Genomic DNA, 24,790 nt, shown 5'->3' with positions numbered 1-24,790 from the left:
GCCGCGGCCGTCGTCGTGGCCACGTGCCAGCCAAAGGCCCCGGCGGGCGCCTCGGCCAGCTCTCGCCAGCGCGGGCCGTGCAGCCGGCGCATTAGGGCGTTGTCGGCGTTGCCTGCCTGCATGCGCTGGCTGACCCAGTCGTCCGCCGGGCGGACGGGGTGGAGGATGTGGCGGCATCCGCGCACCAGCCGGTAGCCGGCGAGGCGGACTCGCAGAGCCAGGTCGGCATCTTCTCGGTAGGCCCGTGGGAATCGCTCGTCCAGTCCCCCGACCTCCTCGAGCACTGACCTGCGGTAGGCCATGTCGGCAGTTGCCCAGTCGGCCTCCTCCAGTGAGGCGGTGTTGCGCTCCCAGTCGGTGGGTGGTCGGTCCGCCGGCAGGGGGACGGTGATGCGACCCTGGCTGGCGGCCACGTCGGGCGAGCAGTCGGCCAGATCGGCGGCCAGGTCGCGGGCCCACGTGGAGGGCAGCTCGACGTCGTCGTCCAGGAAGGCGATCCACTCCACGGAACGGTCGACGACGGCCCGCCAGCCACGGTTGCGCGCCGCCGCGGGGCCGCGACCGTAGCCGCGCACCACGCGCACGGGCTCACCGGCCACCGTGGGCGCCAGGGAGGCCAGCCGAGTGCCGGTCTCCCCCGGTTCGCGCCGGTCGTCCACCACGACGACCTCCACCGGGCCGGGGTGGGATACGTCGGTCTCCAGGGCGGCCACGGTCTCCAGGAGCCGGTCCAGAGAGGGGCGTCCGACCGAGGGGATGACGAGGGCGTAAGGACTCTGCGCCATCATGCCGCTCACGCGAAGAGCTCCGCCCGGCGGACCAGGTGCGGGCCCAGGACCAGCGCGGCCACGGGCGCCGAACCGAACAGCTCGAGGGCGTCTCGGGGGTCGTCGACCATGGGTCGTCCGGCCGTGTTCAGGCTGGTGTTGACCACCACAGGGACGCCCGTGCGTTCATCGAACGCGCGCAAGAGTGCCGCGATGCCGGCGTTGTCCCGGTCATTGACCGTCTGGATGCGGGCGGAGCCGTCCACGTGCGTGACGGTGGGGATGCGGTCGCGCCACTCCGGGGCGACGTCGTGGGTGAAGAGCATGTAGGGACTGGGGATGGGACCGCCGCTGAAGATCTCGGCGGCACGGTCCTCCAGGACCATCGGGGCCACCGGACGGAACTGCTCCCGACCCTTGACGTCGTTGAGCCGCTCCAGGTTCTCAGCATGCATCGGGTTCGCCAGCAACGACCGGAATCCGAGGGCTCGGGGCCCGAACTCGCTGCGGCCGTCGAACCAGGCGATGACGCCGTTCTGCTCGAGGATGCCGGCCACCTCCGAGGCCAGCGCCTCGCGGGACCCGGGCGTGGTGAAGGGCACCTGTGCGGTCGTGAGCCACTGAGCCAGCTCATCGTCGTGCCAACTGCGCCCCAGGGCCGCCGTCGGCCGCGGGGCGGCGAGGTCGTCGGCCTGCTGGGACAGGGTCAGGGCGGCTCCTAGCGCCGTGCCGGAGTCCCCCGACGCCGGCTGGACCCAGACGTCGTCGAAGCCGGCCTCGCGCCAGATCCTGGAATTGGCCACGCAGTTGAGAGCGGTGCCCCCGGCCATGGTGAGCACGCTCTGGCCGCTCTTCTCGCGCAGCCACCGGGCCAACTCCACCAGGGTCTCCTCGACCACACACTGAACGGAGGCGGCGAGATCGGCGTGGGCGCCGCCCCAGGTGCCGTCGTCGATGCGCCGGGGCGCGAAACGCTCCCACTGCGGGGCGCGGGCGGTGAAGCCGCCGTCTCCGGTGGCGTGGACGTACTCCCGGAGTTCCTCCAGGAAGCGCGGAGTCCCGTAGGACGCCAAGGCCATGACCTTGAACTCGTCGGACGAGCGCAGGAAGCCGAGGTGGTCGGTCAGGGATTCGTAGACCAGTCCCAGGGAGTCCGGCAGTTCCTGGCGGGCCAGGATGGAGAGTTTCCCGTCGACATACTCCCCGGCCAGGTGGGAATGGCCCTCTCCCCGCCCGTCGGAGACGAGCACCGCGCCGGTGCGGTAGGGCCCGGCGAGCCCGGAGGAGGCTGCATGGGCAACGTGGTGCTGGACGAACGTGACCTTGGACGGATCAAGGCCGGGCAAGGCTTCCGCGAGGAAGTTCGGAGCTCGGCGAACGTAGTCCAGGCGGAGGTGGTCATAGGGATCGTCGGGGATCTCCACGGCGATCTCCGGGTCGAAGGAGTACGCCACGCCGTCCAGTTCCTCGGGAGTGATCCCGGCTTGGGCGAGCACCCAGCGCATGGACTGCTCGGGCAGCTCCCACGCGGAGAACGGTACGGGCCGCTTGCCGTGCTTGCGGCGGGAGAACCTCTCCTCCTCAGCGGCCGCCACGACCTCGCCGTTGACGACAAGGGCGGCAGCCGGATCATGGAACGTTGCATTGATTCCCAAGTAGCGCACGCGGTCAGTCTTACATAAGTAGCCTGTGACGCGGGTTATATTTTTTCGCGCTTCGGTCAGTCGCTCCGCAGGTGGTGGATGAGCCTGCTCAATGCTGCGTTGACCGGGCTGTCCGCCGAGAAGTGTTGGTCGACGACAGGGTGGCCGGCACGTTGCGTCCCGCGCTCTGGACTATCATCCCCCTGCCCGTCTCCGCGTCCGGATCCCATCCCGGACGCCAAGGACTGTGCGATGGCCCGCCCCTCGGACAGGCACCACGCCAGTTGGTGGTCCAGGGTGGACTTTGAGACCGCGGCGGCGGACAGGACGGCCGGCCAGCCCAGAGCGCGCGCCTGCGCCGTCACCTTGCCGCCGCCCTCCACGGGGTCCAGGGCGATGACCGGGACCCCGGCCCGCAGCGCCAGCACGAGGCCGTGCATCCGCATGGTCACCACCGCGTCCAGGCGCCGGATCACCGACTGCAGCTGTTCCGGCGATGCCGGCAGGCGCCAGTCTCGCGGGTCCAGGCGGGTGTCCAGGTCCAGCCGGCCGGCGTCGACCCGGGACAGCCACGTCTCCAGCGTGTCCTTCACTGCATCGTGCCGGCGCCGGGTCCCGTACTCCCGCTGACCGGCCGTCAGGAACACTCCCAGCACCGGCGGAAGTCGCGCCTCGGCTGCCATCGGTGCCACCGTGGCCAGGTCCGGCCGTGGAGGCGCCCCCAGGCGGTCTCGGGCGAAGACCTGGTGGAACCCAGTCACGGCGGGATCGGTGGGATCGATGACGCTGACACCGATGGCGTACCGGGTGCAGTGGGCGAAGCGTTCATGCAATTCCACCAGTGGCGTCCCCGTGGCTGGTCCGCAGACGAAGACCAGATGCGAGTAGAGGCCCGGTTCTGCATCGTCCAGAACGAGTCCGCCCGGCGGACACATGACGGGGCTCCACGCTGTGTCGTGCCCGACGCCTGCCGTAGACAAGGCGCGTTCGACCGTCCGCAGGGCCAGCACGTCGCCCGCGGTGGCCTCCCCATGCAGGACGGACGGCCAGCCGACCACGAGGACCCGCGCGTCGGTCACCGGAGGACGGATTCGTAGACGTCCAAGGTCCTATCGGCGATGGCCACCCAGGAGAAATGGTCGATAGCGCGCTGCCGGCCGACCCTGCCCATCCGCTCTGCCTCGACGGGATCCTTGAGCACAGCTGTCAGGGCGGCGGCGAAGTCGGTGACGAAGCGCTCCTCGTCAAGCGGCGTCCCGGAGCCGTCGGCGCTCTGCTCGAGATCCACCAGAAGGCCGGTCTCACCGTGCTGGACGACCTCGGGGATGCCGCCCACGGCGGAGGCGACCACGGCCGTGCCGCACGCCATGGCCTCGAGGTTGACGATGCCGAGTGGCTCGTAGACGGAGGGGCAGGCGAACACGGTGGCGTGGGACAGGATCTGCATGATGTCCGCCCGGGGAAGCATGCCCTCGATGACGGTCACCCCATCTCGGGTGGCCTTCAACTCGGCCACCAGGCCAGCCACCTCGGCGGCCAGCTCAGGGGTGTCTGCCGCTCCGGCGCAGAGGACGAGCTGGACCTCGGGGGCGAGCCTGGCCGCGGCCCGCAGGAGATAGGGCACGCCCTTCTGCCGGGTCACCCGGCCCACGAAGGCGACGGTCGGTCGAGCCGCATCGATGCCGTGGCGAGCGAGGGTGCCGGCGTCGTGCCCGGGCTTCCACAGGGCGGTGTCAATGCCGTTGTGGACGACGCGGACCTTATCCGGGTCCACGTCCGGGTAGGCCGCCAGGATGTCCCGGCGCATGCCCTCAGAGACCGCGATGACGGCCGCCGACGAGGCGTAGGCGGTCGCCTCGGCCCAGGAGGACACCCGATAGCCGCCGCCGAGCTGCTCGGCCTTCCAGGGCCGCAAAGGTTCCAGTGAATGAGCGGAGAGGATGTGGGGGACGCCGTGGAGGAGTCCGCCGAGGTGGCCAGCAAGATTCGCATACCAAGTGTGAGTGTGGATCAGGTCCGTGCCAGCCAGGTCCCCCAGGATGGCCAGGTCCGTACCGAGGGTCTGGACGGCGGCGTTGGAGGCCTCTAGTCCGCCGGGGACGGCGTAGTTGGACACGGTGGCGCCGTGAAAGTCCGGCTCCCGTGCCTCTCCGAAAGCATGAACCCGCAGGTCGACCCGGCTGGCCAGCACGCGGGACAGCTCGGCGACATGGACGCCGGCGCCTCCATAGACGGCCGGGGGGAATTCCTTGGTCACGATGTCGATGCGCACGACATCAACGTAGTCGAGTACGGAGGACTCCCGTTAGTGTGAAGGCACGGACACTCCTCCAAGGGAACGGGACGCTGCAGATGCCACAGAAGAAGGTGCTGGCGATCGTACTCGCCGGCGGTGAAGGCAAGCGGCTGATGCCGTTGACGGCGGACCGGGCCAAGCCCGCTGTTCCGTTCGCGGGAGGCTATCGGTTGATCGATTTCGCCCTCTCCAACCTGGTGAACTCGGGATACCTGAAAATCGTGGTGCTGACGCAGTACAAGTCACACTCCCTGGACCGGCACATCTCCGAGACCTGGCGGATGTCGACCCTGCTGCGGAACTACGTGGCCTCGGTCCCGGCACAGCAGCGTCGGGGCAAGGACTGGTTCCTGGGCAGCGCCAACGCCATCTATCAGTCAATGAACCTGATTCACGACGCACGACCGGACATCGTGGTGGTCATCGGGGCGGACCACGTCTACCGGATGGACTTCCAGCAGATGGTGGAGCAGCACATCGACTCGGGGGTCTCGGCCACCGTCGCCGCCGTCCGGCAGCCGCTGGAACTGGCGTCGTCCTTCGGGGTCATCGAGACCCAGCGGTCCGATCCGAACCTGATCGAGCGCTTCGTGGAGAAGCCCGCGAAGACTGCGGGACTCGCCGACGATCCGACGCAGTTCCTGGCGTCCATGGGCAACTACGTCTTCACCGCCGACGCGCTGGTCAATGCTCTCAACGAGGATGCCCGGGCCAAGGACACGGATCATGACATGGGCGGAGACATCGTCCCGTGGTTCGTGGAGCAGAACGACTGTGGCGTCTACGACTTCACCACCAATGTTCTGCCCGAGGAGGCCGACCGCACGCACTACTGGCGGGACGTCGGCACCCTGGACTCCTACTACGACGCGCACATGGACCTGGTCAAGCCATTGCCGGATTTCAATCTCTACAACCCCGAGTGGCCCATCTTCACCCGCCAGTCCGTCTCTCCCCCGGCCAAGCTGGTGCGGTCGGCGACGAAGCGCCCGGGCACCGCAGTGGACTCCATCCTGTCCCAGGGGGTGGTGATCTCCGGGGGAACCGTGGCCCAGTCCGTGCTGTCCACGGATGTGCGGGTGCACAACGAGGCCTGGGTGGAGCAGTCCGTCCTGCTCGACGGCGTGGTGGTGGGCAAGGGCGCCAAGGTCCGCAACGCGATCCTGGACAAGAACGTGGTGGTCCCGGAGGGTGTGCAGATCGGCTTCGATCGGGCCGAGGACGAGGCGCGTGGCTTCACCGTCACCGAATCGGGCCTGACCGTGACGTCGAAGGGACAGTTCGTCCCACCCCTCGACTGAACGGCGGAGAGCCCGAGCCATTGGGCGGCGCCAGGACAGTGTCCCGAACGAACAAACCTGACGCCTTGTCTGCTTGAGGACAAGGCGGCAGCTTTGTTTTTCCCCACTGTCAGGTCGCCAACCGGGAGCGGAGCGGCCGGGACGACCCCTCGACTCAGCGGCTCACGGCCAGGAGGGCTCCTCCGCGTGGGCGATGAACAACTCCCGCACCTCGCAGCCCGCCGGCTGGGACAGGGCGAACAGCACCGCCTGGGCCACATTGGACGGGTCGTTGAGCTGAGAGTCGTCCTGGGGCTTGTACTGCTCGGTCCGGTCGTCGAAGAAGCGGGTCTTCATGCCGCCGGGGATGAGCTGGGTGACGCCGACCTCCCCCTTGAGCTCCGCGGCCAGGGCCTGGGTGAAACCGAGGACGCCGAACTTGGAGGCGCAGTAGGCGGTGGCGTCCGAGGCGCCCTTCAAGGCGAGTGTGGAGGCCACCGTGATGACACGCCCGCGCGAGGCCTTGAGCGCCGGCAGGGCTGCCCGCACAGTGGAGACGGTACCGAAGAGGTTCACGCGGACCACCAACTCCCAGTCTTCGATCGAGACGTCCTCGAGCCGCCCGCAGCGATCGATCCCCGCAGCGGTGACCACGGCATCGAGTCCGCCCGCCGTCGCGGCCGCTCGTTCGACGGTCTCGGTCACCGCGGCGGTGTCGGTCACGTCTACCTCGTAGGCGGTGACGCCGTTCAGCGAGCCGATGTCCCGGTCGAGGACGATCGGCTGACCGCCGCTGCCCCGAACCGCCTCCACGACGGCAGCGCCGAGTCCAGAGCCGCCACCGGTGATCAGGACTCGGCCGGGGCCGGAGGTTGAAGAAACCATGCGCACTACCTCTCATAGGGATGACCACCGGTACGGCGGTCTGATTCCCCCACCGTAACCTCAGACCGCTAGGGTCGGAACCATGACGACATCGATCCCCCCAGCCGAGATCACGGTCCTCAGCCCCCATGACGGCACACCCGTCGGCACGCTGCCCTGCGCGGGAGCGGAGGAGGTCCGCGAGGCCATCGCCACCGCCAGGAAGGCCGGCCGGCACTGGTCCCGCACCAGTCCCGAGGAGCGCGGCCGCCTGGTGCGCGCCGCAGCGGACGCGCTGGCCCAGCATGCCGAGGAGTTGGCCGCCCTCAACGCGCGAGAGACCGGGAAGTTGCCGGATGAGGCCCTCGGCGGCGTGTTGGCCGGTGTTGGGACCCTGCACCAGTATGCGGAGCTCGGCCCGGTGCACCGTGGCCATGCCCTGCGCGGAGATGCCCTGGCGACCGACTACACCGTGGCGGAACCGCGCGGCGTCGTGGCCGCGATCACCCCCTGGAATGACCCGGTTGCCGTCGCCGCAGGCCTGCTGGGCGCCGCCCTCGTCACCGGCAACACCGTGGTGCACAAGCCCAGTGAACGCTGCCCGCACACCGGCGCCCGCCTCGGCGAGATCCTCGCGGCGGCTCTGCCCGATGGTGTGTTAGTCACCGTGACCGGCGGCCCGGAGACCGGGAGGACACTGGCCGGAGAGGCCGGCCTCGACGTCGTGGCCCACGTGGGCTCGACCGCGACCGGTCGGGCCATCGCCCGGGCCGCACTGGACACCGGAGCGCACGTGATCAGGGAGAACGGTGGCAACGACCCCCTCGTGGTGGATGATGACGTCGCCCCGGCGTGGGCCGCCGAGCAGGCGGCCATCGGCGCGTTCACCAATGCGGGCCAGATCTGCACCTCCGTGGAACGCATCTACGTCCACCGGGCCGTGGCCGAGCCGTTCCTGCACGCACTGGCCGCCGAGGCCCGTCAACGCAACCGCGAGGCCGCACTGGCCCCGCTGGTGGACCGTCGGATGCGGGACGCCGTGCACGGTCACGTCTGTGCCGCGCTGGAAGGCGGCGCCACTGTGCTGGAGGGTGGAGAGATACCCGAAGGGGCCGGTTCGTTCTACCCAGCCACCGTCCTGCGAGACTGTACCGACGCCATGCAGGTGATGACCGAAGAGACCTTCGGGCCGGTCGCTCCCGTCAGGGTGGTGGACAGTTTCGCCGACGGCCTGTACCTCGCGTCCCGGGATCGCTACGGCTTGGCGGCGACGGTCCTGACCGGGCGGATCGCCCACGCCCAGCGGGCCATCGCAGAGCTGCCTGCGGGCACCGTCAAGGTCAACAACGTCTTCGGCGGCGCCCCGGGCGGAGCGGCCCAGCCCCGGCGGGACAGCGGCGCAGGGTTCGGCTATGGACCAGAACTGCTGGACGAGATGACCCAGGTGAAGGTCGTGCACGTGGAGATGCCCTCCAGCGGCTGAGGATCACAGCGTCACCCCGGGATTCTTCGACATCGTCGAGATTCCCCGCGACTTCTCGGTCATGATTTCGTGAAAGAGTGGTTGAATATCTCTCATGGTGACCGACAACACGCTGGACGCGCCCGTGGCCGACGCGCTCCCGACGTTCCTGGACCGCACGAACCTGACCCGGGATGAGGCATTCGCCCGGTCTAGCCAGGTCGTCACCCGCGAGTACGACGTGCACATCGACCTGTCCACGGCCCTGGACCCGGCCGCCTCCGGCTACCGCTCGACGACGACCCTCACCTTCTCCTGTGTGAATCCGGGAGCGTGGACGTTCCTCGACTTCATCAATGACGGCGTGGAGTCGGTGGTCCTCAACGGCCACGCCCTGGATCCCGAACGGGTCGCGGGGCGTGCGCGCATCCTGCTGGAGGACCTGGACACAGAGAACGAGGTCACCGTCATCGGCACGGCCCTCTACTCGACCTCGGGCGAGGGACTGCACCGCTTCGTGGATCCTGCGGACGGGCAGACCTACCTGTACACCCAGTACGAGCCGGCCGACGCCCGCCGGGTGTTCGCGAACTTCGAGCAACCCGATCTCAAGGCACGGTTCACCTTCCACCTCACCGGCCCCGGACACTGGGTACTGGCCTCGAACCAACCGGAGACCGCGCGCCGGCCGGCCGTCGTGGTGGCAGACGATGAGTCACCCGCCCGCAACCTGGTGACCGTCGACTTCGCGCCCACACCGCCGCTGTCCACGTACCTCACCACGCTGCTGGCCGGGCCGTACGCCACGTGGGCAGACCGCTGGGCCGGCCATCCGGCGTCGGGTGCCCCGGAGGCGCCCCTGGCCCTGTACTGCCGGGCCTCGATGGCCGCCTCCCTGGACGCCGAACGGTTGTTCGACACCACCCGGGCCGGGCTCGACTTCTTCCATGACCTCTTCGGGGTCCCGTACCTGTGGGGCAAGTACGGGCAGGCGTTCGTGCCCGAGTACAACCTCGGCGCCATGGAGAACCCGGGGCTGGTGACCTTCACCGAGGACTACGTCTTCACCTCACAGGCCACCGCGGCGCAGTACGAGTCCCGGGCCACCACGATCATGCACGAGATGGCCCACATGTGGTTCGGCGACCTCGTGACGATGCGCTGGTGGGACGACCTGTGGCTGAAGGAGTCGTTCGCGGACTACATGGGCACCCTCGCCGTCGCCGAGGCCACGGAGTTCACCGGGGCCTGGACCACCTTCGCCAACCGGCGCAAAGGGTGGGCCTACGTCCAGGACCAGTACCCGACCACCCACCCGATCGTGGCCGACATCACCGACCTCGAGGCCGCCCGGCAGAACTTCGACGGGATCACCTACGCCAAGGGCGCCTCCGTGCTCAAGCAGCTGGTGGCCTTCGTGGGCCGGGACGCCTTCATGGCGGCCTCCCGCCGGTACTTCGCCCGGCACGCCTGGGGCAACGCCTCCCTCGCCGACTTCGTCGGCGCCCTTGCGGAGGTCTCCGGGCGGGACCTGGAGGAATGGGTGGACACCTGGCTTCACACCCGCGGAGTACCGGAGCTGAACGTGGAGGACGGACGCCTCCATCACCGGGGCACCGACCCCGTGACCGGCGCGGAGGTGCTGCGCCCGCACGTGCTGAAGGTCGGTCGGTACTCCCCCGACGACGTCGGTCGGCTCGTCCGCACCGGCACGGTGGACGTGGATGTGCAGGCCGGTCGAGCCGGAACGAGCATTCCTGTGGTGCTGCCGGCCTCCAGTGGCTCGGAGGCGGCGCAGCTCATCCTCCCCAACGACGATGACCTCACGTACGCCAAAATCCGGCTCGACGAGGCCTCGCTGCACGCGGTGCTCCGATATCCCGTCGAAAATGGCCTGGCCTGCGCCACCGTGTGGGCTGCGCTGTGGAACATGACCCGGGATGCCATCCTGCCCGCGGCACAGTTCGTGGACGCGGTGTGCCGGCTCTCGGGACTGATGGCCGACGCCGGCCTGTACGGTCGGGTGCTTGAGCAGGCCCTGAGTGCCGTGTCCAGGTACGTCCCGCAGCCGGACCGGCCCGCCGTGCGATCCCGCCTGGGTGCCGCACTGGCCGATGCGCTGCAGACGACGGGCGCCGGCAGCGATCGGCAGCTGTCCGCAGTCCGTACGCTGACCCGATTGGTCCGTGGCATCCGGGACGAGGGACCCGCCGCAGCGGAGAAGCACCTCGTGGCGGTCCTGCAGTCTCTCGTGGACTCCGGCCCGGAGGCGGCGCGGGACCGTGCCGTGGTGGCACCGGGGCTGGACGTGGACGCCGAGATCCGCTGGGCGGCCTGGCAAGGGCTGGCGGCCCTCGGGCTGGCCGCGCAGCACGAACTGGACGCGGCGCTCCAGGCCGACGTCACCGCAGCAAACACCGTCCGGCACCGGATGGCGTCTGCGGCGATTCCCGAGGCGCCCGTACGCGGGGCGGCCTGGGAGGCCGTGATGACGGGCCGCACGGCGCACGGTCAGACGTTGTCCAACGATCACCTTTCGGCCATGGCAGCCGGTTTCACCGCCTCCCGCCCGGACCTGGCGGCACCGTTCACCGGCCGATTCTGGCCGGAACTGGAGGCCATCTGGTCCAGCCGGTCCAACGGTCTGGCCTCCCGGACCATCATCGGGCTGTTCCCCTCGGCGCAGGACGCCCTTCCGGGAACGCCCGACGACCAGCAGCGCCACCCCATGGTGCTTGCGGCGAACGCCTGGCTTCAGGCCCATCCGGACGCCCCACGCGCCTTGCGCCGGATCGTGATCGAGGAGACGGACGACGTGCTGCGGGCGCTGCGGGCGCAGGCAGCGAGCCGACCCTGAACCGGCCCCGGAATACCGGGACTACGGAACCCGGGCCGTCCAGGCCGGCGTCGCGAACTTCGCGGTGGCCAGGGCCTCGGCGCGAGAGATCTCGTCCTCGGTGAGGTGCGTCCGGGTGGCCCCATAGCGGTCGGTGAACGTTGACATCATGGTCTCCCAGATCTCCGGGCGCGTCAGGCCGGTCTGGCGGCGCAGTGGGTCGACACGCTTCTTGGCGGAGCGGATGCCCTTGTCCCTGATCTTCTCCCGGCCGATGCGCAGGACCTCGGTCATCTTGTCCGCGTCGATGTCATAACTCAGGGTGACGTGGTGCAGCAGTCCCCCGCTGGCCAGCCTCTTTTGCGCGGCGCCACCGATCTTGCCCTCCGGCGTGGCGATGTCGTTCAGCGGCTGATAGAACGCCTCCACACCGGTCCTGGCCAGGGCGTCCATGGCCCAGGCGTCGAGGAACGGGTAGGAGTCCGCGAAACTCATCCCATCCACGAGGGACTGTGGCAGGTAGAGCGAATAGGTGACACAGTTGTCTGCCTCCATGAACATGGCCCCGCCGCCGGAGATGCGGCGCGCGACTGTGATCCCGTGCCGCTCAACGCCCTCCGGATCCACCTCGTTGGCCAGGGACTGGAACGAACCGATGACGACCGCCGGCTCCGTCCACTGCCACAGTCGCAGCGCGGGCGGCCGCCGGCCAGCGGCCACGTCCTCGGTGAGGATCTGGTCCAGTGCCACCTGGGTGGTGATGGGCAGCGGCTGTGGCGCGAGGATCTCCCAGTCATGGTCCTCCCATGTGGTCGCATGACCCAGGGCACGGCGCACTGCCGTGGCCACGGAGGCCGGATCGAAGCCGAACATCACCGTTTCGGTCCCGACGGCGGCGCGCACCGTCTCGGCGATGGTCCCATGGGGTGCGGTGACGTCCAGCCCCAGGATCGAGCGGTTGATGTCCTGCAGGGCCTCGTCCGGCTCGAGGAAGAAGTCCCCGTTGATGCTGGCCGTGGAGACGGCCCCGTTCGAGACCGTCAGGTCCGCGATGACCAGCTTGCCGCCGGCGACTTTGTACTCGCCATGATGGGAGGATTCGAGAGGGGTGTTCATCATTCCATCTTCACACCTCACGTTCTGGGGAGCTGGCGCGTCTACTGTGTGATGACGATGACAGAACCGTTCGATGAGGCCGTCCAGCGGCACGGGGCCACCGTGTTGCGGGTGTGCCGAGCCGTGCTGGGGCCCGGACCCGACGCCGACGACGCGTGGCAGGAGACCTTCCTGGCCGCACTGCGGCAGTGGCCAGACTTGGCGCCAGTGACAAACGTGGAGGCATGGCTCGTGCGAGTGGCCGGCCGCAAGGCCATCGACGTCCTCCGTGCCCGAAGCCGGGGTGCGGTGCCGATGGAGACCCTCCCCGAACGTCCGGCGGCAGACGGAGTGCCGGGCGCAGGCGCGGACGGGCTCTGGTCCCTAGTGGCGTCTCTCCCGGACCGTCAACGTTTGGCCGTGGCCTACCACTACCTCGGTGGGCTCCCCCATGCCGAGACGGCCGCGCTGATCGGCGGCAGCGTGGAAGCGGTCCGGCGCGCCTCCTCGGACGGCGTCCGGGCGCTGCGATGGATCCTCGAAGAGAACGAGGGCACGCCGGATCACACCGCGTCGGAACTGACGACAGGACCGATAGGACCAGGATGATGACGAAGACCATGATGACGAAGCTTGTGACCACGTCACCGAACACACCCCCGGCCACGCCACCCGGGACACCGGTGCATGCTCCCGAGCGACTGGATCCACTAGCAGGGACCGGACTGCAAGGGCGTTTCTCCGTAGCCGAGGCGGACCTGACAGCCCTGCGGGACCGGCTGTCCCATCGCGCGGACGAGGCAGAATTGCTGGACCTGGCCTACCGCATCGTGGACAGCCCCGTGGGCCGGCTCCTGCTCGTGTCCGGCCCTCGCGGCCTGGTCCGCGTGGCTTTCGAAAGCGAGGGATTCTCACAGGTGCTGAGCGGACTGTCCGAGAGGATCAGCCCCCGGTTGCTGCACGCCCCGTGGAAGCTGGAGGCTGTGGCCCGCGAACTTGAGGAGTACTTCACGGGGTACCGCATCCGTTTCGACGTCCCCGTGGACTTCATCCTGTCCTCCGGGTTTCGGCTGGCAGTCCAACGGGAGCTTCCTGGCATCGGCTACGGGCAGACCGCCACGTACCGGGAGCTCGCCGAACGGCTCGAGAACCCCAAGGCGGTCCGTGCGGTGGGAACCGCCTGTGCCACCAATCCGCTGCCCGTGGTGGTCCCCTGCCACCGGGTGCTGCGTTCGGACGGCAGCCTCGGTGGCTACCTCGGCGGTCTGGAGGCCAAGACCCTGTTGTTGGATCTTGAGAAGGAGAACGCCGCGGCATGAGTGACGAGACACGGGCGGCGGGCCCCGCGACTGATGCTCGCGATGATGGTCTGGTGCTCGGCGAGGACGGTTTCGCCCGGCCACTGTGGGCCTCCAAGGACCTGATGCTGCGGGAGTACTACGACGGCGAATGGGGCCTGCCGGTCCGGGACGAACGGGGCCTCTTCGAGCGCCTGAGCCTGGAGGCCTTCCAATCAGGCCTGTCCTGGGCGATCATCCTCCGCAAGCGACCGGCCTTCCGGCTGGCCTTCGCGGACTTCGACCCAGACACGGTGGCCGCCTTCGACGACCGTGATGTGGAGCGCCTTCTCAGTGATGCCGGCATAGTGCGCAACCGGGCCAAGATCCTGGCTACGATCGGCAACGCCCGCGCCACGGTCGCCCTGCGAGACGAGGGAGGGCTGGCGGAGTTCATCTGGTCCTTCCAGCCGGCGGAGACTCCACAGCCTCGGACCCTGGACGAGATCCCCAGCCGATCGGCCGAGTCGGTCGCGGCAGCCAAGGCCTTGCGTTCCCGGGGATTCTCCTTTGTGGGTCCGACCACCGTGTTCGCCCTGATGGAGGCCGTCGGAATCGTGGACACGCACCTGCTCGACTCGCACCGCCGTGGCACTTCAGGAGTCTGGTCCGCTCGCTAGGATCGGACCATGTCATCGCCGGTCACCGCACCCTCGCCAACCCCTGGCTCCCCACGTCCGGAGAGTGGGGAGGAATACCGCCGGTGGACAGCGCGCCTGGGCTGGGTGTTGGCCGTGGCCGTTCCCGCGTGGCTGGCCGGTGGGCGTGTCCTCACGGACAGCACCGGGAACCTGACGCCCGTCTACGCGGCGACGCTGGCCCCGGTGCTGCTGGTCCTGTCCGTCGTCGCCCTCGCCGTGCCGGCGCGGCGTCCGGCACGCTACCCCTCCACCCGGGCCTGCACCGTCCTGCAGATCTCCTGGGCGTGTGGGATCGCCCTCGGCTTCACCCTGCCGGATACGGGCGAGGGCGCGTCGTCCGTGCTGGGTGCCTGGGCCGGTTCCGACGCGGAGGGCGTCGCTGCGGCGTTGTCCAATCCCCTGGGGATCATCATGCTGTTCATGGCCATCATGGGGTGCGTTCTGTCCATCCGCCACAGCGCCCACGGAGAGGGCAACGGACGACGGTCCCGGGATGCCGACGAGGACGACGCGCAGGGCACCGGATTCTTCCCCGTGCTGGACGTGTAGGGGCACCTGAGCGAGAGGTGTGAGGATGCGAGGCCACTCCTTAAACGCGAACCGGGGCCGATCCGGACTCGTCCCCGAGGGAAGGTCCTGGATCGGCCCCGGTGCGCTGGGGCATCCGGTAGGGCGGTAGGCCTTACTTCTTGCCGCCGAAGCCCTTGAAGCGGGCGTTGAAACGCTCCACGCGGCCGGCGGTGTCCATGATCCGCTGCTTGCCGGTGTAAAAGGGGTGCGAGGCCGCGGAGATTTCCACGTCGATGACCGGGTAGGTGTTGCCGTCTTCCCACTCCATCGTCTTCTGGGACGTGGTGGTGGTGCGGGTCAGGACCTTCTCGCCGGAGGCCAGATCGTTGAAGATCACCAGCTGGTAATCGGGGTGGATGTCAGTCTTCATGGGGAATCCTTCGGTGGCGCCACTGGATTTTGCCAGCGGCTGATGAGGAACGTGTCGTGGTCGACCGCAGTACGGCCAGCTACCCACTATAACGCATGGGCCCAAGGAGAGTCATCCGACACCTGGGGGGAAGCTGACCCGGGAGCCGGTTGCCACCTCAACATGACCCACTACCGTGTGGCGTAGAAGGCGATAGCCGAGGCGGCGGCGACGTTGAGCGAATCGAGCTCGTTCATCATGGGAATGGTAACTCTCCTATCGAGCCACCGCTCCGTCTCCACAGCCAGCCCGTCACCCTCGTGGCCGAAGATCAGGGCGAGTCTCTCATGATCCTCGGCGACCAGGTCGTCCAGCGTGATGGCGCCGTGCCCCAGGGTCATCCCCGCCGCCGTGAAGCCCGCGTCCTTCAGCACGTCGATACCAGCTGGCCAGGGGTCGATGCGAGTCCACGGCACCTGGAACACGGCGCCCATCGAGACCCGGATCGAACGGCGGTAGAACGGGTCCGCGCAGAGCGGGGTCACGAGCACGGCATCGAGGCCGATCGCCGCTGCCGACCGGAAGATGGCCCCGACGTTGGTGTGGTCGGCGATGCCCTCCAGCACGGCGATGCGGCGGGCGCCGGCCAGCACCTCGTCGACCTCGAGGGGCACGGGCCGTTCCATGGCGGCCAGGGCACCCCTGTGCAGGTGGAAGCCGGTGATCGACGCAAGCAGGGCGTCTGAGCCGGTGTAGACCGGGACGCCCGGATACGCGGCGAAGACATCGGCCATCGAGTCGAGATACCGGTGCGCCAGGAAGAAGGAGCGGGGCCGGTGGCCTGCGTCGAGGGCCCGGCGGACCACCAGCGAGGACTCCGCAAGAAAGATCCCGTGGGCCGCGTCCTGCCGCTGGCGCAGGGCGGCATCGGTGAGGCCGCTGTAGACCTCGACCCGCGGATCCGAGACGTCCGTCAGTTCGGTGACGCCGACAGCCCCGAGAGACTCACCCACCGGTCACCAAAGGCCATGCCAGGTTCACGAGGCCTGCCACCCCGACGATGACGATGACCACGCGGAGCCAGAACGGCTTGATGCGGCGGCCAATCTGGGCGCCCAGGGAGGCGCCGATCATCGAAGACACCGCGATCAGCAGCACGGCCCGCCAGTCGATGCGGTCGAAGGCGAAGATCAAGTAGGAGATGGCCGCGATGAGGTTCACCGCCAGGGACAGCCAGGTCTTGATAGCGTTCGCGTAGACGAGGGCCCCGGACAGGAACACCCCCATGATGCCCAGCAACAGGACCCCCTGGGCGGCCACGAAGTATCCACCGTAGATGCCCGCGGCGAAGATGAGCGCCCAGAGCACGGGAGACACCGGCCCCGTGGGGGTCTCCGGCTCCTCGACATGGTCTTCCCCGGCCTTCCGCCGGCGGACCCATCGGGACAGGGCAGGCTGGAAGACCACGAAACAGATGGCCACCGCGATGAGGATCGGAGCGGCAATCCCGAAGACCTCCTCCGGCAAGACCATCAGGAGGAATGCTCCCACGAGGCCACCCGCAAGGGAGGCGATCGTCAGGGTGGGCAGCACGGATTTGGAGGCCGCCAGCTCACGGCGGAAGCCGAAGACTCCGGACACGCCGGCGGCCACCAGGCCGATGGCATTGGACATCTGTGCGGTGACGGGCGGAAAGCCCATCGCGACCAGCACCGGAAAGGTCACGAGGGTGCCCGAACCCACCACGGTGTTGATGGTGCCGGCCCAAAAGCCCGCCAGGAGGATGACGATGACCTGCCACAGGTCCAGCCCCATGACATCGAGGCCCAGAACGTCCACGCAGTTCTCCCTCGGGGCCGGTCAGCGGGCGACGGCCGTGTAGCGGCCGTCAACACGCGTGACCTTGAGGGGCAGGCCAAAAGCGGTGGAGAGATGGTCTTCAGTCAGCGTCTGCTCCAGGGGTCCCGCGGCCACAACCCGGCCCTGGCGCATCAGCAGCGCATGGGTGAATCCGGGCGGGACCTCCTCCACGTGGTGTGTGACCAGCACGAGCGCGGGAGCGGCCGGGTCGGAGGCCAGACGGGTCAGCGCCCGGACGAGAGTCTCGCGTCCGGCCAGGTCGAGGCCTGCGGCCGGCTCGTCCAGGAGCAGCAACTCCGGGTCGGTCATCAGCGCCCGGGCCACGAGGACCCGCTTGCGTTCGCCCTCGGACAGGGTCCCGAACCGGCGGTCCTCGTAGCCATTCAGGCCCCACTGCCAGATCAGCCGGCGGGCTCGTTCCTCGTCGACGGTGTCATAGGCCTCATTCCAGCGGCCCATGACCCCCCAGGACGCGGTCAGTACGGCGTTCAGCACCGTCTCGCCATCAGGGAGCTGCTGGGCCAGAGCCGCGGAGGACAGGCCGATGCGCGGGCGCAGCTCGAACACGTCGACGGCGCCGAGCACCTCGTCGAGGATGCCCACCATGCCGGTGGTCGGGTGCATACGGGTGGAAGCGACCTGCAGCAACGTCGACTTCCCCGCCCCGTTGGGGCCCATGATGATCCAGCGCTCACCCTCCCGGACCTGCCAGCTGACCTCGGACAGTAGGTCCTTAGGACCCCTCCGGACCCCGACTCCGGCCATCTCCACGACCGCATCACCCGAGGGAGTGAACAGTTCGGGATCCATGGCGGCGCGCAGGGGCTGGGAAGAGGGGCTGGTCATGAGTCAAACACTAGGCTAGAACCACCCCTTGAAGCACGAAAGGCCTCGGCATGCCGCGCATTGTTTCCCCGTCCACGAATCCGGACATCGTCCCCTCCTCCATCGGGACGGACCTGGTCCTGGTCTATGCCCCGGGTTCCGGCGGATCAGACTCCGACCCGATCTCGACCCCACCGGTGGTACCCGCCCATGCCGAGCCGGTGGCCGGCGTCGGCTTCCACGGCTGGCGGTGGCATGTGCAGGCCGGTGACGCAGCGGGCCGCCCCGACCTCGGGCTGCTCCCGGAGGGGTACGCCGCCGCGGTGGTCCCGGCCACCGCACTGGCGGCACGGCCGAAGATGCTGGTCATGGATGTGGACTCGACCCTCATCCGCCAGGAGGTCATCGAGCTGTTGGCCGCTCACGCAGGCCGAGAGGCGGAGGTGGCCGCCGTCACCGAGGCCGCGATGCGGGGTGAACTGGACTTCACCCAATCGCTCCATCACCGGGTCAAGGCTCTGGCAGGACTGGATGCCGCGGTCATCGACCAGGTGGTGGCCGCCGTCGAGCCCCAACCCGGTGCCCGAGAGGTCATCGGTGCCTTCCAGACGGCCGGGTGGCAGGTGTGTGCCGTGTCCGGCGGCTTCACCCAGGTCCTCGCGCCCCTCGCGGCCGACCTTGGTCTGGACCAGTACCGGGCGAACGACTTGGAGATCGTGGAGGGCCGTCTCACCGGCCGGGTCCTGGGCACTGTGGTGGACCGAGCCGTGAAGGCCGAGATGCTGCGTACCTGGTCCGAGGCGGCCGGGGTCGCCGCGGATGGCGTGATCGCAGCCGGCGACGGCGCGAATGACATCGATATGCTCCGGGCCGCGGGCCTGGCCGTGGCGTTCTGCGCCAAGCCCGCCCTGCGCGCCCATGCGCATGTTGAGTTGGTTCTGCCCTCCCTGGACGTCCTGCGCGTGCTGGCCGGACTCTAGCCGCCCGCACCACGCATGCTCAGTCGACGTCGTGGGGGTGTCGACGCAGAACACCCCCACGAAGTCGACTGACAACCCCCTGATTCAGCGGTGGTCGGGGTCCCCGGCCACGTCGAGGAAGTCCTGGGCACCGCCGACGTACTCGGTGTGACCGATCGGTAGATCCCGACCAGCAGAACCCACCACAGCGGCGATCTCCGCTGCGAACTCGGCTACCGAGTAGAGCTTGCCGGCGGCCTCGCGTCGTGCCTCGAGGGCACCGGGCTCGGCACGGTTGAGCATGGTGGCCGTGATGGTCCCCTCGATCATGTCCCCGGACACCACCACGAAGCCGATCCCCCGATCCTGCAGAGCGGGAATTCGCTCACGCAGGGCAACCTCGCCGGCGCGCTTGGACTGGGCAACCGGAACGTAGGCGTCCATGGTGGGGACCGAGTCGATGAAGTGTGCCTGATGGCTCGTGACGAAGACCACCTGTCCGCCGGACGGCATGACCTCCAGCGCGGCCTCAAACATGGCCACCTGGGAATCGCGGTTCAGCACGGTGGCGTAGTCCTCGCCCATCGAGGTCTCCATGCCGCCGGAGGCGTTCAGCACCAGGATGTCCAGGGACCCGAAGGTCTCGACGGCAGCGTCCACCATGGCCTTGCGGCCCTCGGCGGTGGTGATGTCCGCGCCCACGGCCACGGCACGGCCGCCGGCGGCCTCGATTCCAGCCACGACCTTATTGGCGCGAGGCGCCTTCTGACGGTAGTTGACGACGACGCCGGCGCCCCGGGCGGCGAGCAGTTGGGCCGTGTCCGCGCCCACACCCCGGCTGGAGCCGGTGACGATGGCGCCCTTGCCGGCCAGGTCCTGGGCGGTGGCCGAACTGGAGTCGCGTTCTGCTGCGTGCTCTGCGTTCTCGGAAGTCTCAGAAGTCATGGGAATCAGTGTCCCATCCCGAGACCGCCATCCACGGGGATGACGGCCCCGGAGATGTACGAGGCCTCGTCCGAGGCGAGCCAGCGCACCACGTTGGCGACCTCGGCGGGCTCGGCGAAGCGCCCCGCGGGGATCTGGGACCGGTACTGCTTCTGCAGATCCTCCCCCAGGGACTGGGTCATCTCCGTGTCGATGTAACCCGGCGCCACCACATTCGCCGTGATGTTGCGGGATCCGAGTTCGCGGGTCAGTGAGCGGGCCATGCCGACCAGCCCGGCCTTGGACGAGGCGTAATTGATCTGACCCGGTGAGCCCATGAGGCCGACCACCGAGGAGATCAGCACCACGCGACCCTTCTTCTTCCGGATCATGCCCTTCGACGCCCGCTTGAGAACGCGGAAGGCCCCGGTGAGGTTGGTGTCGATGACGGCGGAGAAGTCCTCTTCGCTCATGCGCAACAGCAGCTGGTCCCGGGTGATGCCGGCGTTGGCCACGAGGACCTCGACGGGGCCGTGAGCCTCCTCGACCTCGGTGAAGGCCCGGTCCACGGACTCGGCATCCGTGACATCGGCCTGCACGGCGAACAGGCCGTCCGGCGCCTCGCCAGAGCGGGAGGTCACGGCGACCTTGTCCCCATTGGCCCGGAATGCCTGGGCGATGGCGAGGCCGATGCCCCGGTTGCCGCCGGTGACGAGCACGCTGCGGCCGGCAGCCGGGGCGTCCGGGGAATCTGTCGTGGGGGTGGAAACGGTGCTGGCCTCGGCCATCGGGGTCCTCCTGGGACTGGTCTCTCGTGCGATCACTGCGGTATGTCAGATCACTTCTCCGGTCATCCACTCTAGGGCGGAAAGTGGGACAATGGACGGAACCGAAACCCCGCTGGACGGTCGCCGTGCCAGCGCTCAGCCTTGCAGGAGCGTCTCATGTCCACCCGTCACGTCCAGACCGGCTCGCAAGCCGGACAACCGGGCCGTGACGACGACGTGCAGCGGATCACCAGCGCCCCGGAGGCCGGACACGTGGACCGGGACGCCCGATTCGTCCGTTACGCGTGGCAGATGGGCATCCGGACGGCCTGTTTCGTCGGGGCCTTCTTCACCACTGGCTGGGTGCAGATCGTGCTCTTCATTGCGGCCATCGTGTTGCCCTACATCGCCGTGATGCTGGCCAACAACGGGGCCGTGTCCAACGGCGAGGTGCTGGATGCGGTGCCTCCGGCGTCCCCAGGTACCCCGCAGCTCGGCGCTCGGCTCGAGCTGACCGCCGGACCCGAGACCGTCGTGGGCGAAACCGTGGACGACGATAGGGCAGGGCCGCATGAGCCACGATGACCTCCTCGGTGCCCTGGACGGTACCAATCCGCCGATCCCTCCGCCGACCGTTCCCGGTGGCCGGCCGTCGTCGGGACGTGGAGCGCGCAGCGCTTCTGAGGCGGACCAGCAAGTCTGCTCCCGGAAAGGTTGCGGGCATCCTGCGGCCTGGCGCCTGGAATGGAACAATCCCCGGATCCATGCCCCCGAGCGGCGCAAGACATGGTTGGCCTGCGAGGACCATCGGGACTGGCTGGCCGACTACCTGCAGTCCCGGGGACTGCTGAGGGACGTGCTGTCCCTGGCCTTCAACGGTACTGACACCCGCGAGAAGGATTCATGACCCAGACGAGCAATGACCGCGTCACCGGCGCCGGCGGAGATCCGCGTGGCGAGAACGCCGGGCGATACGAGTCTTCCGAGAGCGACCGCCAGGCCGATTCCGGTCGACCTGGACAGAAGCGTGCCCGGCTCGACTTCCGGTTCCTGCTCTCCCCCCAGTGGCTCGGTGGGCTGGCGTTCTGCGCCATCTTCTCCGTGGCCTGCGCCCTGCTCGGCCAGTGGCAGATGGACCGACGCATGGAGGCCGTCACCGAGATCAATAAGGTGCTGGAGAACTACGACGAGGCCCCCATCCCGCTGGCCGGCAACGAGGACCTCTTCACGGCGTTCGAGGCCTCCCGCGAATGGACCCCGGTGGAGATGACCGGCGAGTACCTGGCCGAGGACACCCAGATCGTGCGCAACCGGCCGAAGGCCGGCAAGCCTGGGTACGAGGTCATCGTCCCGTTCCGGGCGGACACCGGGGACGTCATCGCGGTCGACCGCGGCTGGCTGCCCATCGGCAACACCGCCGGCTGGCCCGACGTCGTACCCGCACCCCCCGAAGGTGAGGCCACCGTGGTGGTCCGCACCAAACCCGGCGAGCCCACCCTGGAGCGGGATGCCCCGGACGGGCAGTTGGCCTCGATCGACCTGGTAGCCATGGAGGAAGCCGTCGGCTACCCGATCGCGGACACCGCCTACGGGGAGATGGTCGAGGAGGACCCCGCCCCGGCGAGCCGACCCCAGACCCTGGTGCCGCCCACCCTGGATGAAGGACCGCACCTGTCCTACTCGCTCCAGTGGTTCCTCTTCGGTCTGATGAGCTTCATCGTGTGGGGCTACATGGGACGGCAGCGGGCCGTGAACGACCGCGATGACCGTGAACTCGGGTTGACCGAGGAGCAGGGGTATCTGTCCGCCTACCGAGCGCCGAAGCGCAAGCCGGTTCGGCGCCGCGACGGTGTGCTCACCGACGAGGAAGCCGAGGACGCATTGCTGGACGAGGCGGAGGCCCGCCGGTAGCGCTCAGGCACTCAGGCACTCAGGCCAGGGTGATCAGGTCCTGATAGGTGCTGTTCCAGTGGTCTTCCACCCCGTCCGGCAAAAGCACGACCCGCTCCGGGTCGAGGGCCTCCACAGCACCCTCATCGTGTGTCACCAGCACCACGGCACCCTCGTAGGTACGCAAGGCGTTGAGGATCTCCTCGCGTGAGGCCGGGTCCAGGTTGTTCGTCGGCTCGTCCAGCAGCAGGACGTTCGCACTGGAGGCCACGAGGGTGGCCAGGGCCAGCCGGGTCTTCTCACCGCCGGAGAGCACGCCGGCCGGCTTGGCCACGTCATCACCCTGGAACAGGAAGGAACCGAGGACGTTGCGCACCTCGGTGTCCGCCAGGTCCGGTGCGGCGGTCTTCATGTTCTCCAGCACCGAACGGTCGGTGTCCAGCGTCTCATGTTCCTGGGCGTAGTAGCCGAGCTTGAGCCCGTGCCCGGCGATGACCTCGCCGGTGTCCGGCTGGTCCACCCCCGCGAGCATCCGCAGCAAGGTGGTCTTGCCGGCGCCATTGAAGCCGAGGATCACCACGCGGGAACCGCGGTCGATCGCCAGGTCCACGCCGGAGAAGATCTCCAAGGATCCATAGGACTTGGAGAGGTCCTCTGCCTTGAGCGGGGTCTTACCGCACTTGGCCGGCTCCGGGAAGCGGATTGCGGCCACCTTGTCGGCCGCCCGCTCCCCCTCCAGTCCCTTCATCATGCGCTCAGCCCGCTTGATCATGCTCTGGGCGGCCACCGCCTTCGTCGCCTTGGCGCGCATCTTGTTGGCCTGCTCCATCAGATGGGTGGCCTTCTTCTCGGCATTGGAGTACTCGCGCTTGCGGCGGGCCTGATCCTGCTCACGCTGCAGCAGGTAGTTCTTCCAGCCCATGTTGTAGGTGTCGATCACCTGACGGTTGGCATCCAGGTACAACACCTTGTTGACGGTCATCTCCATGAGGTCCACGTCGTGGCTGATCACGATGAACCCGCCCTGGTAGGCCTTCAGGAAGTCGCGCAGCCACACGATCGAGTCGTGGTCCAGGTGGTTGGTGGGCTCGTCCAACAGCAGGACGTCCGCGTCCGAGAAGAGGATCCGCGCCAACTCCACGCGGCGCCGCTGACCACCAGAGAGGGTATGCAGGGGCTGGTCGAGGATTCGGTCCGGCAGACCGAGGTTCGCGCAGATCGTGGCGGCCTCGGACTCCGCGGCATACCCGCCCGACGTCGTGAACTCCGCCTCGAGCCGGCCATAGCGGTTCATGGCCTTCTCGCGGATGGCGTCATCGGCATTGGCCATGTCGTCCTCGGCCTGACGCATGCGGCGGATGATCTGGTCCAGGGACCGTGCTGAGAGGATGCGGTCCCGCGCCGTCTGGTCCATGTCCTCGACCTTGGGGTCCTGGGGCAGATAGCCAACGGTGCCACGGCGGGTCACATTGCCTCCGGCAGGGAGGCCGCCGCCGGCCAGAACCTTTGTCAAGGTGGTCTTACCGGCACCGTTGCGCCCGACCAGGCCGACCTTGTCCCCCTTGTCCACCTTGAAGGAGACTCCGTCCATGAGCAGCCGGGCCCCCACGCGAAGTTCGAGGTCTGTGACGGCAAGCACGGGGAGGACTCCTTGAGGTGAATAGACTGTCCGGCAGGGTTGGCGGAACCCGCCAAGTCTACCGTCGTCGTCAAAACCGGCATGCCCGCCATCCGCACCACCGTCCCACCGCTTTCGAGGAGTCCACCGTGAGCCAGTCAGTTACCGTTGCCGGCCGCAAGCCGCTGGCCGTTCCGGCCCAGGTGGCCCTTGCCGGCGTCTTCGCCGCCCTGATTGCTGTATGCGCCATGCTCCCGCCGATTCCGGTGGGTGGATTCGGCGTGCCGATCACCCTACAGACCTTCGCGGTCATGCTCACCGGGCTCATCCTGGGGGCACGGCTCGGCTTCCTCTCGGTGGCCCTGTACGTGGTGGTGGGCTTGGTGGGACTGCCGGTGCTTTCCGGCTTCAACGCCGGCTTCGGTGTGCTCGCCGGACCTTCCGGCGGCTACCTGTTGGCGTTCCCCTTCGCGGCCGCCTTGACCGGTGCCCTCTCAACGCTGGTCCTGAAACGGGGGCAGTCCGCCGCTGCCCGGCGCGTTGCCCGGGGCACGGAGGTGGCCGCAGGACGGATCGGCTTCGGTTGGTGGGCCCTGGTCTGGATCGCGGCCATGGTGGGATCGTTCGTGTTCATCCACCCCATGGGCATCGGCGGGATGATGCTCGCGCTCGACCTGGACCTGCCGACCGCCCTGGCGGCGGACATGGTGTTCTGGCCCGGTGACGTCATCAAGAACGTGCTCGCCACCGCCGTGGCCGCCACGGTGATCCGGGCCTTCCCAGCCCTGGCCCTCCGGCGGTTCTGAG

At 68.6% G+C, this 24,790-nt stretch carries 25 protein-coding genes; 12 read left to right on the top strand and 13 right to left on the bottom strand.

Features of this window, described 5'->3' with window-relative positions:
* The 4 genes from ABD134_RS04405 to glgA form a co-directional block, all read right to left on the bottom strand.
* The coding region (locus tag ABD134_RS04405; RefSeq protein WP_344227691.1) for a glycosyltransferase at positions 1-788 on the bottom strand (788 nt) is incomplete at its 3' end.
* Positions 789-793: 5 nt separating this feature from the next.
* Positions 794-2,431 carry a carbamoyltransferase family protein gene (locus tag ABD134_RS04400; protein WP_344227036.1) on the bottom strand — a complete coding sequence of 546 codons (1,638 nt, stop codon included), beginning with the start codon at positions 2,429-2,431 and terminating at the stop codon, positions 794-796.
* A 56-nt stretch (positions 2,432-2,487) separates the two neighbouring features.
* Entirely contained in the window at positions 2,488-3,489 is a 1,002-nt protein-coding gene (locus ABD134_RS04395; protein WP_344227034.1) for a polysaccharide pyruvyl transferase family protein, read from the bottom strand.
* The gene (glgA, locus tag ABD134_RS04390; protein WP_344227032.1) at positions 3,486-4,682 is read right to left on the bottom strand and encodes a glycogen synthase; all 1,197 of its coding nucleotides are present in this window, start codon (positions 4,680-4,682) and stop codon (positions 3,486-3,488) included. Before glgA ends, ABD134_RS04395 begins: the two co-directional genes overlap by 4 nt.
* A gap of 74 nt (positions 4,683-4,756) precedes the next feature.
* On the opposite strand from glgA, the gene glgC reads away from it, so the two are divergent.
* The gene (gene glgC / locus ABD134_RS04385) at positions 4,757-6,007 is read left to right on the top strand and encodes a glucose-1-phosphate adenylyltransferase (protein ID WP_344227689.1); all 1,251 of its coding nucleotides are present in this window, start codon (positions 4,757-4,759) and stop codon (positions 6,005-6,007) included.
* Between the two features lie 162 nt (positions 6,008-6,169).
* Here glgC and ABD134_RS04380 read toward each other — a convergent pair whose 3' ends face one another.
* Positions 6,170-6,871, bottom strand: coding sequence for an SDR family oxidoreductase (locus ABD134_RS04380; protein WP_344227030.1), 702 nt, complete (start codon positions 6,869-6,871; stop codon positions 6,170-6,172).
* An 82-nt stretch (positions 6,872-6,953) separates the two neighbouring features.
* Here ABD134_RS04380 and ABD134_RS04375 point away from each other — a divergent pair, with 82 nt between their 5' ends.
* Both ABD134_RS04375 and pepN read left to right on the top strand, forming a co-directional pair.
* Positions 6,954-8,333, top strand: coding sequence for an aldehyde dehydrogenase family protein (locus tag ABD134_RS04375; RefSeq protein ID WP_344227028.1), 1,380 nt, complete (start codon positions 6,954-6,956; stop codon positions 8,331-8,333).
* A 94-nt stretch (positions 8,334-8,427) separates the two neighbouring features.
* A complete protein-coding gene (pepN, locus tag ABD134_RS04370) occupies positions 8,428-11,169 on the top strand; it encodes an aminopeptidase N (RefSeq protein ID WP_344227026.1) in 2,742 nt (913 codons plus the stop codon).
* Between the two features lie 21 nt (positions 11,170-11,190).
* Here the strand turns inward: pepN and lplAB are convergent, their stop codons facing one another.
* Positions 11,191-12,267, bottom strand: a complete 1,077-nt coding sequence (gene lplAB / locus ABD134_RS04365) for a lipoate-protein ligase LplAB (protein WP_344227024.1) — start codon at positions 12,265-12,267, stop codon at positions 11,191-11,193.
* A 54-nt stretch (positions 12,268-12,321) separates the two neighbouring features.
* Between lplAB and ABD134_RS04360 the strand changes: the two genes are divergently transcribed.
* The 4 genes from ABD134_RS04360 to ABD134_RS04345 are packed head-to-tail and all read left to right on the top strand — an operon-like array spanning position 12,322 to position 14,770.
* Positions 12,322-12,852, top strand: a complete 531-nt coding sequence (locus tag ABD134_RS04360; RefSeq protein WP_344227687.1) for an RNA polymerase sigma factor — start codon at positions 12,322-12,324, stop codon at positions 12,850-12,852.
* Positions 12,849-13,562 carry a methylated-DNA--[protein]-cysteine S-methyltransferase gene (locus ABD134_RS04355; protein WP_344227022.1) on the top strand — a complete coding sequence of 238 codons (714 nt, stop codon included), beginning with the start codon at positions 12,849-12,851 and terminating at the stop codon, positions 13,560-13,562. The genes ABD134_RS04360 and ABD134_RS04355 overlap by 4 nt, the downstream gene beginning before the upstream one ends.
* Entirely contained in the window at positions 13,559-14,200 is a 642-nt protein-coding gene (locus ABD134_RS04350; RefSeq protein WP_344227020.1) for a DNA-3-methyladenine glycosylase I, read from the top strand. Before ABD134_RS04355 ends, ABD134_RS04350 begins: the two co-directional genes overlap by 4 nt.
* A 9-nt stretch (positions 14,201-14,209) precedes the next feature.
* Positions 14,210-14,770: a hypothetical protein gene (locus ABD134_RS04345; protein ID WP_344227018.1), complete on the top strand. Its 561-nt coding sequence runs from the start codon at positions 14,210-14,212 to the stop codon at positions 14,768-14,770.
* A 133-nt stretch (positions 14,771-14,903) separates the two neighbouring features.
* Here ABD134_RS04345 and ABD134_RS04340 read toward each other — a convergent pair whose 3' ends face one another.
* From ABD134_RS04340 to ABD134_RS04325, 4 genes are all read right to left on the bottom strand, one after another.
* Complete coding sequence (locus ABD134_RS04340) at positions 14,904-15,161, bottom strand: type B 50S ribosomal protein L31 (protein ID WP_115931261.1); 258 nt, start codon at positions 15,159-15,161, stop codon at positions 14,904-14,906.
* 170 nt (positions 15,162-15,331) lie between these two features.
* Positions 15,332-16,153, bottom strand: coding sequence for a TrmH family RNA methyltransferase (locus ABD134_RS04335; RefSeq protein WP_344227016.1), 822 nt, complete (start codon positions 16,151-16,153; stop codon positions 15,332-15,334).
* Positions 16,146-16,955, bottom strand: a complete 810-nt coding sequence (locus ABD134_RS04330; RefSeq protein WP_344227685.1) for a sulfite exporter TauE/SafE family protein — start codon at positions 16,953-16,955, stop codon at positions 16,146-16,148. The genes ABD134_RS04335 and ABD134_RS04330 overlap by 8 nt, the downstream gene beginning before the upstream one ends.
* Before the next feature lie 45 nt (positions 16,956-17,000).
* Positions 17,001-17,810, bottom strand: a complete 810-nt coding sequence (locus tag ABD134_RS04325; protein WP_344227683.1) for an ABC transporter ATP-binding protein — start codon at positions 17,808-17,810, stop codon at positions 17,001-17,003.
* An 86-nt stretch (positions 17,811-17,896) separates the two neighbouring features.
* Here ABD134_RS04325 and serB point away from each other — a divergent pair, with 86 nt between their 5' ends.
* Entirely contained in the window at positions 17,897-18,805 is a 909-nt protein-coding gene (serB, locus tag ABD134_RS04320; protein ID WP_344227014.1) for a phosphoserine phosphatase SerB, read from the top strand.
* Between the two features lie 84 nt (positions 18,806-18,889).
* Here serB and ABD134_RS04315 read toward each other — a convergent pair whose 3' ends face one another.
* Positions 18,890-19,729 carry an SDR family oxidoreductase gene (locus ABD134_RS04315; RefSeq protein ID WP_344227012.1) on the bottom strand — a complete coding sequence of 280 codons (840 nt, stop codon included), beginning with the start codon at positions 19,727-19,729 and terminating at the stop codon, positions 18,890-18,892.
* 5 nt (positions 19,730-19,734) lie between these two features.
* Positions 19,735-20,496: a 3-oxoacyl-[acyl-carrier-protein] reductase gene (fabG, locus tag ABD134_RS04310; RefSeq protein ID WP_344227010.1), complete on the bottom strand. Its 762-nt coding sequence runs from the start codon at positions 20,494-20,496 to the stop codon at positions 19,735-19,737.
* Between the two features lie 156 nt (positions 20,497-20,652).
* Between fabG and ABD134_RS04305 the strand changes: the two genes are divergently transcribed.
* Genes ABD134_RS04305 through ABD134_RS04295 form a run of 3 tightly spaced genes read left to right on the top strand, consistent with a single transcriptional unit; the run spans position 20,653 to position 22,386 of the window.
* Positions 20,653-21,060, top strand: coding sequence for a DUF3099 domain-containing protein (locus tag ABD134_RS04305; protein ID WP_344227009.1), 408 nt, complete (start codon positions 20,653-20,655; stop codon positions 21,058-21,060).
* Entirely contained in the window at positions 21,047-21,382 is a 336-nt protein-coding gene (locus tag ABD134_RS04300; protein ID WP_344227007.1) for a hypothetical protein, read from the top strand. The genes ABD134_RS04305 and ABD134_RS04300 overlap by 14 nt, the downstream gene beginning before the upstream one ends.
* Positions 21,379-22,386, top strand: a complete 1,008-nt coding sequence (locus ABD134_RS04295; RefSeq protein WP_344227005.1) for an SURF1 family cytochrome oxidase biogenesis protein — start codon at positions 21,379-21,381, stop codon at positions 22,384-22,386. Before ABD134_RS04300 ends, ABD134_RS04295 begins: the two co-directional genes overlap by 4 nt.
* 19 nt (positions 22,387-22,405) lie before the next feature.
* On the opposite strand, the gene abc-f is transcribed toward ABD134_RS04295, so the two are convergent.
* Positions 22,406-24,004, bottom strand: a complete 1,599-nt coding sequence (abc-f, locus tag ABD134_RS04290) for a ribosomal protection-like ABC-F family protein (protein WP_344227003.1) — start codon at positions 24,002-24,004, stop codon at positions 22,406-22,408.
* A gap of 128 nt (positions 24,005-24,132) precedes the next feature.
* Here abc-f and ABD134_RS04285 point away from each other — a divergent pair, with 128 nt between their 5' ends.
* Positions 24,133-24,789, top strand: a complete 657-nt coding sequence (locus ABD134_RS04285; protein ID WP_344227001.1) for a biotin transporter BioY — start codon at positions 24,133-24,135, stop codon at positions 24,787-24,789.
* Position 24,790 lies beyond the last annotated feature (1 nt).

Source organism: Citricoccus alkalitolerans (assembly GCF_039528175.1).
In the GTDB taxonomy this organism is placed as follows: domain Bacteria; phylum Actinomycetota; class Actinomycetes; order Actinomycetales; family Micrococcaceae; genus Citricoccus; species Citricoccus alkalitolerans.
This window is presented reverse-complemented; position numbering and strand designations above follow the sequence as displayed.

What these genes read in the sequence shown, in the direction of transcription:
- ABD134_RS04380 (WP_344227030.1), bottom strand. Translation starts at nt 6,871, where the DNA reads ATGGTTTCTTCAACCTCCGGCCCCGGCCGAGTCCTGATCACCGGTGGC.
- ABD134_RS04375 (WP_344227028.1), top strand. Translation starts at nt 6,954, where the DNA reads ATGACGACATCGATCCCCCCAGCCGAGATCACGGTCCTCAGCCCCCAT.
- pepN (WP_344227026.1), top strand. Translation starts at nt 8,428, where the DNA reads ATGGTGACCGACAACACGCTGGACGCGCCCGTGGCCGACGCGCTCCCG.
- lplAB (WP_344227024.1), bottom strand. Translation starts at nt 12,267, where the DNA reads ATGATGAACACCCCTCTCGAATCCTCCCATCATGGCGAGTACAAAGTC.
- ABD134_RS04360 (WP_344227687.1), top strand. Translation starts at nt 12,322, where the DNA reads ATGACAGAACCGTTCGATGAGGCCGTCCAGCGGCACGGGGCCACCGTG.
- ABD134_RS04355 (WP_344227022.1), top strand. Translation starts at nt 12,849, where the DNA reads ATGATGACGAAGACCATGATGACGAAGCTTGTGACCACGTCACCGAAC.
- ABD134_RS04350 (WP_344227020.1), top strand. Translation starts at nt 13,559, where the DNA reads ATGAGTGACGAGACACGGGCGGCGGGCCCCGCGACTGATGCTCGCGAT.
- ABD134_RS04345 (WP_344227018.1), top strand. Translation starts at nt 14,210, where the DNA reads ATGTCATCGCCGGTCACCGCACCCTCGCCAACCCCTGGCTCCCCACGT.
- ABD134_RS04340 (WP_115931261.1), bottom strand. Translation starts at nt 15,161, where the DNA reads ATGAAGACTGACATCCACCCCGATTACCAGCTGGTGATCTTCAACGAT.
- ABD134_RS04330 (WP_344227685.1), bottom strand. Translation starts at nt 16,955, where the DNA reads ATGGGGCTGGACCTGTGGCAGGTCATCGTCATCCTCCTGGCGGGCTTT.
- ABD134_RS04325 (WP_344227683.1), bottom strand. Translation starts at nt 17,810, where the DNA reads ATGGATCCCGAACTGTTCACTCCCTCGGGTGATGCGGTCGTGGAGATG.
- serB (WP_344227014.1), top strand. Translation starts at nt 17,897, where the DNA reads ATGCCGCGCATTGTTTCCCCGTCCACGAATCCGGACATCGTCCCCTCC.
- ABD134_RS04315 (WP_344227012.1), bottom strand. Translation starts at nt 19,729, where the DNA reads ATGACTTCTGAGACTTCCGAGAACGCAGAGCACGCAGCAGAACGCGAC.
- fabG (WP_344227010.1), bottom strand. Translation starts at nt 20,496, where the DNA reads ATGGCCGAGGCCAGCACCGTTTCCACCCCCACGACAGATTCCCCGGAC.
- ABD134_RS04305 (WP_344227009.1), top strand. Translation starts at nt 20,653, where the DNA reads ATGTCCACCCGTCACGTCCAGACCGGCTCGCAAGCCGGACAACCGGGC.
- ABD134_RS04300 (WP_344227007.1), top strand. Translation starts at nt 21,047, where the DNA reads ATGAGCCACGATGACCTCCTCGGTGCCCTGGACGGTACCAATCCGCCG.
- ABD134_RS04295 (WP_344227005.1), top strand. Translation starts at nt 21,379, where the DNA reads ATGACCCAGACGAGCAATGACCGCGTCACCGGCGCCGGCGGAGATCCG.